Below are 11,994 nucleotides of genomic sequence, written 5' to 3'. Positions count from 1 at the left end.
GGTTTCTCAGGCCCGAACCAGGGTTTTCCCGAGGCTCGGCGCCTCCCGTCCTGCAAAGCTGGGAACCGTGAAATCCCCTGGAGTGCTGCTTTTCTCCGCGCGGTTGTTCTTCTCCGGATACGGCGTGATCCGGCTGTTCGGTCTGGCGGACGGCCGATACGGGCCGGGTATTGATTGGCAGGCGGCGCATATCGTCGGTCTGATCGGCATGGTGCTGTTCGTGCCCGCGGTGTTCGGCATGGAACGCCTGCTCCCGCAGGGTAATTGGCGGACCGGCACGGTGATCGTCACGCTGGCCGGGTTGGCCGCGTCGATCGTTCAGTTCAGCGCGGATATCGTGTTCGCCGCCCTGGCTGCGGACAAGGCTGACATGTCCAGGCTGAGCCATGAGTTCTCGGCCGTTCCCGGTGTCCGCCTGGCGTTCTACACGGTCGGGCCGCCACTGTTCTTCCTCGGCCTGATCGTGCTGACCGTCCTGCTGGCCAGGGCCGGGCGACTCCCGTGGTGGAGCCCGGTGGTGATGGCGGTCAGCGCCATGTTGCCACTGCTCACGCTCGACCTGATGCCCCTCGCCGGTGTCGGCATTCTCGCGTCGGTTCTCCCGCTCAGGAATACCACCGGCGAATTCGAGATCACCTCTCCGGTGCTCCGCGCCTCGGCATAAATGCCTGTCGCACTGATGGTTCCCCCTGGTAGGAATGCATTCATGTCGACTGAACCCAGCCTGTTCGCGGGAACGGACCTTGCGGCCCGCATCGAGCGTGCCGAACGGTCGCTGATCGAAGAGGGCGCCCGCGCCGCCGCGCAACGGGAGCCGCGGATGTTCCTGCTCCCGGTCGGCAGCGGCTCGGCCGTGTGGGCGGGCCCGAACTCGCCCCTCGACAAGGTGGTCGGCGTCGGTATGGGCGACGACTTCGACGACAGCGTGTTGGACGCGGTGGAGCAGACTTTCGCGGAGCGCGACGCCTCGATCCAGTTCGAGGTCGCCACCCTCGCCGATCCCGCCGTGGTCGAACGCCTGACCCGCCGCGGCTAAGTACTGTCCGGCTTCGAGAACGTGCTCGGCTTGCGCCTCGATCAGGGCAGGCAGGCGAATCTGGCTGAAGAAGTGGAGATCTCGACGGTCGGCCCCGACGAGTTCGACACCTGGCTGAACGTCGTCGTCGACGGCTTCGCTACGCCCGACACCCAGGGCATCGCATCCAACGAGGAGTTCCCACGCGAGGCCGTCGACAGTGCCACGCGCGATATCGCCGCGGCACGCGGCTTCACCGCGTCGCTCGCTCATATCGATGGCGTCCCCGCCGGTGGTGGCAGCCTGCGCCTCGCCGATGGCATCGCCCAACTCTGCGGAGCGGAAACCCATCCCGCGTTCCGTCGGCGGGGCGTCCAGGCATCCCTGCTCTCCACCCGGCTGGCCGCCGCCGCATCAGCGGGCTGTGACCTTGCCGTGGTCACCACCCTCCCCGGCTCGAAGTCGCAGCAGAACGTCCAACGGATCGGCTTCCAAATCCTCTACACCCGAGCGCTTCTCGTCCACACCCCCTAGCGCTCGACGGCTGTCACCGGGATTCAGCCGACCAGCACCGTGTGTATTCGATTCTGTGGGTCCACCTTTCGGCGGATGGCGGCGAGCCGCGGATAGTTGTGCGCGTAGTAGCGCTCCACCGGATCGCCGGATTCGAGGTAGTTCACGTAGGCGCCCGCCGAGTACGGAGCGATGAGGCCGTGCGCCTCGGCGATCCAGGCTGCGGCTTGCTCGTGCGGGATCTGTTGGTAGTTGCCCCATTCCACGAGCGCGGCATGCTCGCGCCAGGGGAAGGCGGTGTCGTCGAGGAGGGTGTCGCGAACGGCGCCGTCGAGCGTGTTGATCTGCACCCACCCGGTGCCGCCCGCGCGGGAGTGCGCGGTGATCGCTTCGATGATCGCGGCGATGGCGTCCGCGGAGAGTTCGGTGACGACGTCGGAGCCGCAGGTGAAGTTGGCGCGCGGCTGGGTGGCATTGCCGCCCGCGAGGTACATGACTGTGTCCATGTGGTTCAGACTCCGGTACTCGACGTTGAGCGGTTTCGCGGTGGCCGCCATCAACTCGACCGCGGCCCGTACACCCTCCTTGGCCGGGCTGACCAGCTGCATCCAGCATTTCAGGCCGCCTTTACCGTCGGCGTCCACGCTGACGCAGGCCCACTCGCCGGGGTCCGCGGTGCTCAGCCAGGTCGACCACCCGGCGATCACCTGAGCCGCCAGCTCGCCGGGGAAGGCCAGCTGCACAACATCTTTCGGTGTCGCGGGGCAGGTTCGATAGGTGAGCGAGGTGACCACGCCGAGCTGCGCACCGCCACCGCGGATGGCCCAGAACAGGTCCGGCCGCGAGGTCGCCGAAACCTCGGTCACGGTGCCGTCGGGCAGCACCATGGTCGCCGCGGCCAGCCGGTCGCAGGTCAGCCCGTAGCGGCGGGATTCGAAGCCGAGACCGCCGCCGAGGGTGAGCCCGGCGATGCCGACCATCGGGCACATTCCGGTGGGAATCGTCTGCCCGAACCGGTCGAGCTCGCGGTACACCGCGTTCAGCGTCATGCCGGGCGCGACGACGGCTTCGCCGTCGCGGTAGGTCACCCCGGACAGCTTGCGCAGGTCGATGATCATCGCGCCGGTCGCCGACGAGGCGCCCACGTACGAATGGCCACCGGCGCGGGTGGCCAGCACCAGTTCGTTCTCGGCGGCGAAGGCGATCGCGGCCGCGACATCGTCGACCGTGTCGATCTGCACGACAGCGGTCGGCTTCTCGTCGTCGAACCGGGTGTTGAAGATCTGCTTCGCCGTCGCGTACTCCGTGTCGTTCGCCAGGAAGACCCGACCTCGCACGCGCTTGTCGAGCTTGCTCCAATCCACCCCCGCCACCGTGCGGCTGGAAGTTAGCGGCATCGGCTCGGCGCGTGCGACACGAGCGCCGGACGGCCCGGGCAGACCGGACAGTGCCCAGCCGGTCAGGCCGATTCCGAGGGCGCTCCGCAAGAAGGTGCTGCGCGAGAAGTTGGCGTCGATCCCCCTAGCCTAGGGGTGTGACCACGTAAAACGGCGGTGCGACACCTGCTTACGACGCCCAGGAACGCCTTTCGCCGTGATCTTGGGTCGACGCCAGGAATCGCCCATCCTTGACGGCCGCAGCTCCGAATACGTCAAGATAGCCACGTGCCCGTAGCCGACGGAATCGAGAGACTCCCGACTACCCGGTGTCCTACTCCCGGAGGAGTGCCGGAGCCGGAGGTAGTTCCTTAGGGGGATGCCGATGGGGGTCCGCGGAGCGATGTGCGAAGCCACTGCTCGGCACGAGAATCCTCGGTAGTCGCTTGCCATTGAGCCGGGAGATTTTCGTGATGACGGATGTGGTCCGGAGTGCAAGCTACATCGCCGCCACCGTGGATGAACTGCGTCAACATACCGCCGCGGACAAGGCGGCCTGCATGGTCAGCCAACGTGCGCTGTTCCCGCGACGCGGTCGCATCGAACTCGGCGAGCAGGGTCTGGTGCTGTCCGACTGGAGCGACACCGGCGATCTGACCCTGTCGCGCGAGGCAATCGTCTCGCTGCGCCGCGAATTCACCTCGCTCTACGGCAGATTCATGGGTGGCCTGCTCAATGCGGGAAAGCCGCTGATCCTGCAGACGACCACCGAGGGGGAGATCTACATCCTGATCAATCGCCGCGAGATCTCGGAGTTCACCAACAATCGTCGATGGGAAGCCGCGATCGCCGCGTGGCAGGAGGCTTGATCGGTGCCCTAGCTGTGCGGCGGCTCGGTGGTGGTGGTGAATCGGTGTTGATAGGTGCTCGGCGCGATGCCGAGGTGGTGTTGGAACGCACGGCGGAGGGTGTCGTCGCTGCCGAAGCCGCTGCGGGCGGCGGTCGTCGTGACGGAATGTCCCTGATCCAGCAGCATTTGCGCTTGTTCGAGGCGGACCTGCTCGAGGTAGCGGGCCGGGGTGGTACCCAGCTCTCGACGGAACAGCCGGGTGAGTTGGCGCGGGCTGGTGTTGGCGAGCGCGGCGAGGACGGGGACGGTGTAGTCCCGGGTGGGGTCGGTGTGGATGGTGTCGAGCAGCGTTCGCAGGGTGTTGTCCTGCGGTGCCGATGTGCGGATCGGGACGGAGAACTGCGATTGGCCGCCCGGGCGCTGAAGGAAGACGACCAGTGCGCGGGCCACGTCGCGGGCCAGGGCCGGGCCGTGGTCCTGTTCGACCAGGTGCAGGGTGAGATCGATGCCCGCGGTGATCCCGGCCGAGGTCATGATCGGCCCGTCGGTGACGAAGATGGCGTCGGGATCGACCTCGACGCCGGGGTTGCGCCGTTGCAGTGCCGCGGCGTGCCGCCAATGCGTGGTCGCCCGGCGGCCGTCGAGCAGACCGGCCGCGGCGAGCAGGAAAGCGCCCGTGCAGACCGAGGCGATCCGCGGCGCGCGCTCAGCCAATCGCGTTACGGCGGAAATCAGTTCGGGCGGCAATGCCGCGGAGACCAGCTCCTCTGAGCCGGGCACCACCAGGGTGTCCAGCTTGCGGATGTCGTCCGCGGCGCGGTCCACATCGAAACGCAAGCCGGTGGAGGAGCGCACCGGCGCGCCGTCGGGGGAGATCAGCGTGATCCGGTAGTCGGCGCCGCACCGATTGGCCTCGGTGCACACCTCGCTCGGCCCGGCCACGTCGAGCAGCGTGACGCCGGGAAAGACGAGCACGCCGACTACGTGGGGACGTCCGCTCATTCGGGCCACGGGTTGGCTTGGATGACCTCGACGAAATCGGTCCGGACGAAGCCGGGCAGGAAGTGCGCGAGGACGTCGGCATTGACGGTCCCGAAGGTGCTGTCCGGGCGATCGGCGAACCCGTTCGTGAACGCCGCGAGGATCTGTCGTTTGAAGTCGGGGCGCGGATGCGCGGCGGTGACCGCGTCGATATCGGTGCGGTCCAGCTCGCGGTAACCGATACCGAGGACGTCGGTTTCGACACCGGCCGTCACCAGCGCGATCTCGGGCGCCATGTGCTCGGGAATGCCCGGTGTGGTGTGCAACGCGATGGCCGTCCACACCCGCTGCGCCGCCTCGTCATCGATGCCGTGCGCGATGAGGAATCGGCGGGCCTCGTCGGCGCCGTCGACCTCGAATCGTTGGTTCGCGGTGCGGTAGGTGTCGGTCAGTCCGAGGTCGTGGAACATCGCGCCGACGTACAGCAGCTCGGGATCGGGCTTCAACCCGCGCAACTGTCCCTGCAACATGCCGAACAGATAGACACGCCGGGAGTGATGGAACAGCAGCGGCGGCGCGCTGGCGCGCACCAGCTCGGTGGCCTCGGCGACCAGGCGGCTGTCCGGAATGGTGATGCCTGCGATGTGCTCTGTCATGGGAACGCTCCTGTAAACGAAGGTGCTGACCTGTCCCAGAATGCGTGCTGCGCTAGCCGTCCGCCGTGTCCGTTCGGACCGATATACCGCAGATTGGGACATCCTCCGCCTTCTGGCCGCACGTATCAAGTGCGCCTCGGTGACCAGGTGTGGTCGGCGTGCCAACGGGACTGGTTCGGGCGGTCGTGGGTTAATGAGCGAATGGTCATTCGCTGGCTGGTTGCGGCATCGGCGGCCGGGGTTGCCGCGCTGATGGTGCTGTTCATTTACGTGATCATCGCGGTGCGGATCCCCGCGCCCTTCGTGGTGCTGACGCATGTGGTGAGTGACTATGGGCTGTACCTGATCCCGCTCGGGCTGGCGGGATTCGTGTTGTCGCTGATCGCCTTTGGGAAGAAGGGCCGGGTCGGCGTGCGCCGGGTGGCGGCGGTGACCGGGCTGGTGTGCCTGCTCGGCGTGGTCGCCGCGGGCTTCCCGTTGGCCGCATCGTGGGGGACGGCTTTGCGGCAGGACGCGACGCTGTCGTTCGACGACTATCTGTCCGGCGGTACGAACACCGGCGCGCCGGTCGAATCGTTGAGCACCGTGTACAACACCGTCGACGGTCAGGACCTGAAGCTGGATGTGAAGCTGCCCGAGGGCGATTCGGCCCGACCGCGACCCGCGGTGGTGTGGGTGCACGGCGGTGGCTGGCGCAACGGCGATCGCGGGGAGGCGCCGATGTGGCATAAGTGGTTGAACGACAAGGGATATGCGGTGTTCGCGATCGAATACCGGCTGACGCCGCCCGCGCGCTGGAATCAAGCACCCGCGGACGTGAAGTGTGCCGTCGGCTGGGTCAAGCAGCAGGCGGCGAAGTACGGGATCGATCCCGAGCGAGTGATGCTCGCGGGCGGTTCGGCGGGCGGCAATCTCGCGCTGATGGGTGCGTACGCCGACGACCGGGTGGCGCCGAGCTGCGCGGTCACCGACACGGCGGTCAAGGCGGTCGCGGCGTTCTACCCGGTGCCCGATCTGGTCGAGGCGTGGCGCGACACCGGCCTGCCGGGACGGATGCACACGTTCCTCGAGGACTACACCGGCGGCACTCCGGACCAGGTGCCCGATCGCTACAAGGCGGCCTCGCCGGTCACCTACGTCCGCCCGAATGTGCCGCCGACGCTGCTCATGCACGGCAACCGGGATCACGTCGCGCCGTACCGCGGCTCGGCCGAACTGGCCGAACGGCTGCGCCGGGTCGGCGTCGAAAACCAGGTGCTCGCAGTGCCTTACGGCGAACACATCTACGACTTCACCTGGGAAGGCTGGGGCACCCAGCTATCCCGGCACGTCTTCGGCAGGTTTCTCGCCGACCACTTCCCGATCCCGTGACCGGGCGTCGTGCGCGTTCCCGGTCGTCCGGCCGCCGGGATGCCGGCTGCGCCAGATCCAGAACACCGCGCACGCGACGAGCGCCCAGCCTGCGAGCACCAGGAACGGCAGAAGATGTTGGTGCGTACCGAAATACACCGCGGTGTGCTGCGCGTTGACCGACGCACCCGGTGGCAGCCAGCGGCCGATATGGCCGAGCAGGGACGGCAGCAGCGGCCAGGACACCGCGCCGCCGGAGGACGGGTTGCCGAGCAGCACCATCAGACCCCAGGTCGGCAGGATCGCCCACCGGCCGAACAGGGTGTTGAACATGGTGAACACCATTCCGGAGGTGAACATCGTCAACGACAGGATCCCCCACGACTCCAGATACGGTAGCCGGACCGCGCCCAGCACCCAATCCGCCACTGCCGCAATGACAAAGCCGCCGCACACCGCGTACAGCGCCGTGAACCCAATTCGCTCAACAGGATTCAGCGCTGACGCGTGCACACTGAATTGGGTGGCACCCACGAACCCGATGATCACGGCGGCCAACGAGATATAGAAGATCGCGAGCCCGCGCGGATCGCCGCGCTGCAACGGCACGACATCGGTGATCTCCACCGGACCGCCCACCGCCGGACCGGCCGCCGTGGCGACCTGGGTGAGCAGTTGCGCGACCGACTGACCGGACGCGCTCGCGATATCGAGCCGCACACCGGGCTGATGCGCCGTGACGATGGCGAAGACCTGCTGATCCTCGATGGCCGACCGCGCCGCCACAGCAGTGTCATAGTGGCGAACAGTCAGCGAATCGTCCAGCGAGCGCTGCATGTCCGCGATGAACCGCTGCACCGACGAATCCTGCTCCGACCCGATCACCGCGATCGGGATCTGCCGCGGCGTCGGATTCGCCAACGCGTACGTATACGACCCGGCGAACAACCCCGCCGCAGCAGTCACCAGCAGCACCAGCACCGTCGCGGGCAGGTACGGCGAAGCCCGCACCATCGCCCACCACTCGGCTCGCGTCCGCCGCCGCTCATGCTGACCATGCAGGTTAGCCATCCCCGCACACTAGGTCCCACCAGCGAAGATCCCCACTACCCACGCGGCCTGTCGCCCGCGGACCGCCGTCGCCGAACATCAGGCCATCCGAAACTACATAAGCAACTTAACTAAACGGTGATACATTGCGACTGTGGCAGCGCAGCGACGTGACCTCGAGGCCGACGACCTCGCGCGGGTGATGGGTGCGTTCACGCGGGGGTCCATTCGGTTGCCGAGCGCCGAGAAGCACACCTTCACCACGCTTTCGGTGCTGCACACGTTGGCCGACAGGGGCCCGTTGCGGATGACCGCGCTGAAGGTGACCGAGCAGATCACGCAGCCCGCTATTACTCAGCTGGTCAGTCGGCTCGAACGGGATGGGCTGGTCGAACGTCGCCCCGATCCCGTGGACGGCCGGGCGGTGCTGGTCGAGATCACCGCGGCGGGTGCGCGGATCGTGCAGACCCGGCATCGCGAGCGGGTTCGTCGATTCACCGAGTTGGTCGAGGAGTTGACGCCCGCGGAACGGCGGGCGATCAGTGCGGCGCTGCCCGCGCTCGCGCGAATGGCCGCGCTGATGGATACCGAGCGCTGGTCCATGGCTGCCAATTCGCCTATATCGGAAGGATATTCATGACATCGGGGTTTCCGCTGGAGGCATCGCCCATCCACGTCGCCGACGACGTACTGGACGATCTCGCGACGCGGCTTCGGCTGACCAGGTGGCCCGATGATGTGGCCAACGACGACTGGTCCTACGGCGTCGGCCGCCGCTACCTCCAGGAGCTGGTCGACTACTGGATTAACGAATACGACTGGCGCAAAGCCGAATCCGCGATCAATGCCTACGAGCACTACCGCGTGACAATCGACGGCGTACCGATCCACTTCATGCGTAAGCCGGGCGTCGGCCCAGACCCGACCCCGTTGATCCTCACCCACGGCTGGCCGTGGACCTTCTGGCACTGGTCCAAGGTGATCGACCCGCTCGCCGACCCCGCGGCCTTCGGCGGCGACCCGTTCGACGCGTTCGACGTCATCGTCCCCTCGCTGCCGGGTTTCGGTTTCTCCACGCCGCTGCCGAACAACCCCGACATGAACTTCTGGAAGGTCGCCGACCTCTGGCACACCCTGATGACCGACACCCTCGGCCATCCGAAGTACGCGGCGGCGGGCTGCGATGTCGGCGCCCTCGTCACCGGCCAACTCGGCCACAAGTACGCCGACGAACTGCACGGCATCCACATCGGTTCCGGCCTGAAGCTCACCCTCTTCAGCGGCGACCGCGCCTGGGATCTCAGTGGCGGACAACCGATCCCGCCGGGCCTACCGGAGCCCGCCTATCGGCAACTGCTCTCCCTGGAGCACCGCTTCGCCGTCCATCTCGCCGCTCACGTACTCGAACCGAGCACCCTCGCCTACGGCCTCACCGACTCACCCGTCGGCCTGCTCGCGTGGATTCTGCAGCGCTGGACCACCTGGAGCGACAGCCGTGGCAACGTAGAAACCGTCTTCGCCAAGGACGACCTGCTCACCCACGCCATGATCTTCTGGGTCAACAACGCCATCGGCACCTCGATCCGCTACTACGCCAACGCGAATCGCTACCCCTGGACCCCGGCACACGACCGCATCCCAGTTGTCGAGGCGCCTACCGGCATAACCTTCGTCGGCCACGAAAACCCGCCCGGCGTAACCACTCCCGAGCAGCGAGTTCAGAGCTGGCTCGCCAGCGACCGCGCCGACTGGTACAACCACGTCAACCTCACCGCCCACGAAGCGGGCGGTCACTTCATCCCCTGGGAAGTTCCCGACGCCTGGATCGACGACCTACGCCGCACCTTCCGGCGTTGAGCGGGTAACCATCTGGGTCTCCGCCGTTGCCGGGATCGGCAGCCGCCCGAGTTCGGGCGTCACCTTGAGTAGCCGCAGCAGCGGCGACGTCATGGCGGTGGTCACCAAGGCCATCACCACCAGAATCGAATACAGCTGCACCCCAATGAGTCCCGTGGTCAGACCGATGTTGAGGATGATGAGTTCGGTGAGGCCGCGGGTGTTCATCAGGCTCGCCAGCGCACCCGCCTCGCGCGGTTCGATGCGGTTGGCGCGCGCGGCGAGGTAGGTGCCGCCGAGCTTGCCGACCAGCGCGGTCAACAGGATGGCCAGCATCTCCACGACGCCCGCGCGGTCGAGTGAGGTGAGATCCACCTGGAGTCCCGCGATTACGAAGAAGGCGGGCAGGAAGACCGAACTCAGCAGTTGCGCACCGGTTTCCACCACCGGCCGGTGGGTGCGGGGGAAGATGACGCCGAATAGGAAGGCGCCGAAGATCAGGTGCAGGCCGATCCATTCGGTGGCCGCACCGCAGATCAGCGCACCGCAGACGGCCAGGAAGATCATCGTATTGTTGCTGGTCACCGCGGTGGAGCGAGAAGCTCGGGTGAGTAGCGGGCGCACGAGCCACCACATCGCCATCACCAACGGCACGAAGAGCAGCAGTTTCCACTGATTGCTCGCACCCGGGCGGGCGAGGCCGATGACGAAGGCGAGCACGGTCCACGCCAGGATGTCGTCGATGGCCGCGCTGGCCATGCTGAGCTGCCCGATCCTGGTGCCCATCAGGTCGCGCTCGATCAGGATGCGGGCCAGCACCGGGAACGCGGTGACGGCGAGCGCGCAGCCGATGAACAGCGCGAAGACCAGCCGGTTTCCGTGGTGATACCGCGAAAGCACGGCAAGGGCGACAACGCAGCCGAGCGCGAACGGTACGAAGTAGGCGGACAGCGAAACACTGGCCACGGCACGGCGATTGCCGTTGAACGAGCTGCGATCGATCTCCAGTCCGGCGAGGAACATGAAGATCATCACACCGACATTGGCGAACGCGCTCAGATAGGAACGGACGTCCTGCGGGAAGACCATGCCGGAGAGATGTGCCCCCAGAATCGTGGGCCCCACGATGATGCCCGCCGCGATCTCACCGATCACCGGAGGCTGGCCCAGCCGCTCGGCAAGCCTGCCGAGTAACCGCGCCGCCACCGCGATGAGCACGAGATCCACTAGTAGGAACACCATTTGGTTACTAGGCAACGTTCGCTCCGTTCGACATAAGCGCGCCCGTGGCTCGCCCAGCTCCTCCGTCCGAGCCGCGCCGCGATGTCTCCCGGCCTGGCTCCCGACGCCCCGGAGATAACGATATCGTGCGCCGATGACCCCGGCGAGTCCCTCGAACTAGTAGCTCGTCGGCCTCTTGACCTCGAGCCCCGCCGCCTGTATTGCCGTGCTCAGCACCGCCTCGACCATCGCGGGCGTGAGTCGGCCGGTGAAGGTGTTCTGCTGGCTCACGTGATAGCAGCCGAACAGATGCAGCGGTGCGCGGTCGGCATCGGCGGGGGAGAGTTGCACGTGCGCACCGTGGCCGAACTTCGGTCGCGGGCGCGGAATGATCCAGCCCGCGTCCGCGAGCACGGGCAGCAGTGCCTGCCAGCCGAACCCGCCGAGCACCACGACGGCGCGGACAGTCGGTGCGAGCAAAGCGAATTCGGTGGCCAGCCAGTGCCTGCAGCGGTCGCGCTCGTCGGGTGTCGGCTTGTTGTCCGGCGGCGCGCAGTGCACCGGCGAGGTGACGCGGACGCCGTTGAGGCGCAGGCCGTCGTCGCGATGCGTCGCCGTCGGCTGGTTGGCCAGCCCGACCGCGTGCATGGCCGCGTAGAGCACGTCGCCGCTGCGGTCACCGGTGAACATGCGGCCGGTTCTGTTGCCGCCGTGTGCCGCCGGCGCCAGCCCGACGACCAGCAATCGCGCGTCGTCCGGTCCGTACCCGGGAACCGGGCGACCCCAATAGGTTTCGTCCCGGAACGCCGCGCGCTTCTCCCGCGCCACCTGCTCACGCCAAGCGACGAGTCGTGGGCAGGCGAAGCAGTCCGCGACCGCGTCGTCCAGCTCGGCGATGGTGTGGCACACGGGAGTCACCCTAGGTGCGGCATCGGGGTGCCTCGGCCCGATTCGTCATGGATGGGGTTGTCGTTCATCAGGACTCCGTTCGGGTCGCCGGTGCGGGGCAAGTGATCGTTTGTCCAGTTCGGAGCCGTCATGAGGATGGGTAACAAGGAGGACATGTGATCGTGACCACCCGGTCTGTGTTGATAGCATGGCCTTTCTGACCGACCGGATGCGGGCGACGCCCCCGGATTCATCTCG

At 67.0% G+C, this 11,994-nt stretch carries 11 protein-coding genes and 1 pseudogene; 6 read left to right on the top strand and 6 right to left on the bottom strand.

The window, feature by feature from the left end; all coding sequences use genetic code 11:
* The first annotated feature begins 67 nt into the window (after positions 1-67).
* Positions 68-664, top strand: a complete 597-nt coding sequence (locus tag ACQPW1_RS43580; RefSeq protein WP_433659322.1) for a hypothetical protein — start codon at positions 68-70, stop codon at positions 662-664.
* Between the two features lie 60 nt (positions 665-724).
* Positions 725-1,549: pseudogene (locus ACQPW1_RS43575) on the top strand (GNAT family N-acetyltransferase).
* Between the two features lie 23 nt (positions 1,550-1,572).
* Here the strand turns inward: ACQPW1_RS43575 and ACQPW1_RS43570 are convergent.
* Positions 1,573-3,015 (bottom strand): FAD-binding oxidoreductase, encoded by a 1,443-nt coding sequence (locus ACQPW1_RS43570; protein WP_433659320.1) that lies wholly within the window; start codon positions 3,013-3,015, stop codon positions 1,573-1,575.
* 362 nt (positions 3,016-3,377) lie between these two features.
* Between ACQPW1_RS43570 and ACQPW1_RS43565 the strand changes: the two genes are divergently transcribed.
* On the top strand, positions 3,378-3,773 hold the full coding sequence (locus ACQPW1_RS43565) for a hypothetical protein (RefSeq protein ID WP_433659318.1): 396 nt from the start codon (positions 3,378-3,380) through the stop codon (positions 3,771-3,773).
* 8 nt (positions 3,774-3,781) lie between these two features.
* Here the strand turns inward: ACQPW1_RS43565 and ACQPW1_RS43560 are convergent, their stop codons facing one another.
* The gene (locus ACQPW1_RS43560) at positions 3,782-4,756 is read right to left on the bottom strand and encodes a GlxA family transcriptional regulator (RefSeq protein ID WP_433659316.1); all 975 of its coding nucleotides are present in this window, start codon (positions 4,754-4,756) and stop codon (positions 3,782-3,784) included.
* A complete protein-coding gene (locus tag ACQPW1_RS43555; RefSeq protein WP_433659314.1) occupies positions 4,753-5,391 on the bottom strand; it encodes an HD domain-containing protein in 639 nt (212 codons plus the stop codon). Before ACQPW1_RS43555 ends, ACQPW1_RS43560 begins: the two co-directional genes overlap by 4 nt.
* Before the next feature lie 201 nt (positions 5,392-5,592).
* Between ACQPW1_RS43555 and ACQPW1_RS43550 the strand changes: the two genes are divergently transcribed.
* Positions 5,593-6,762 carry an alpha/beta hydrolase fold domain-containing protein gene (locus ACQPW1_RS43550; RefSeq protein WP_433659312.1) on the top strand — a complete coding sequence of 390 codons (1,170 nt, stop codon included), beginning with the start codon at positions 5,593-5,595 and terminating at the stop codon, positions 6,760-6,762.
* On the opposite strand, the gene ACQPW1_RS43545 is transcribed toward ACQPW1_RS43550, so the two are convergent.
* On the bottom strand, positions 6,709-7,812 hold the full coding sequence (locus tag ACQPW1_RS43545; protein ID WP_433659310.1) for an ABC transporter permease: 1,104 nt from the start codon (positions 7,810-7,812) through the stop codon (positions 6,709-6,711). The genes ACQPW1_RS43550 and ACQPW1_RS43545 overlap by 54 nt on opposite strands.
* 133 nt (positions 7,813-7,945) lie before the next feature.
* Between ACQPW1_RS43545 and ACQPW1_RS43540 the strand changes: the two genes are divergently transcribed.
* The gene (locus ACQPW1_RS43540; protein WP_433659308.1) at positions 7,946-8,431 is read left to right on the top strand and encodes a MarR family winged helix-turn-helix transcriptional regulator; all 486 of its coding nucleotides are present in this window, start codon (positions 7,946-7,948) and stop codon (positions 8,429-8,431) included.
* The gene (locus ACQPW1_RS43535; RefSeq protein WP_433659306.1) at positions 8,428-9,648 is read left to right on the top strand and encodes an epoxide hydrolase family protein; all 1,221 of its coding nucleotides are present in this window, start codon (positions 8,428-8,430) and stop codon (positions 9,646-9,648) included. Before ACQPW1_RS43540 ends, ACQPW1_RS43535 begins: the two co-directional genes overlap by 4 nt.
* Here ACQPW1_RS43535 and ACQPW1_RS43530 read toward each other — a convergent pair.
* Positions 9,625-10,884 carry a cation:proton antiporter gene (locus ACQPW1_RS43530; protein WP_433659304.1) on the bottom strand — a complete coding sequence of 420 codons (1,260 nt, stop codon included), beginning with the start codon at positions 10,882-10,884 and terminating at the stop codon, positions 9,625-9,627. The two genes, ACQPW1_RS43535 and ACQPW1_RS43530, sit on opposite strands and share 24 nt — an antisense overlap.
* 141 nt (positions 10,885-11,025) lie before the next feature.
* Positions 11,026-11,757, bottom strand: coding sequence for a uracil-DNA glycosylase (locus ACQPW1_RS43525; RefSeq protein WP_433659302.1), 732 nt, complete (start codon positions 11,755-11,757; stop codon positions 11,026-11,028).
* Positions 11,758-11,994 lie beyond the last annotated feature (237 nt).

It is taken from the genome of Nocardia sp. CA-128927 (assembly GCF_050955855.1).
Lineage (GTDB): Bacteria > Actinomycetota > Actinomycetes > Mycobacteriales > Mycobacteriaceae > Nocardia.
This window is presented reverse-complemented; position numbering and strand designations above follow the sequence as displayed.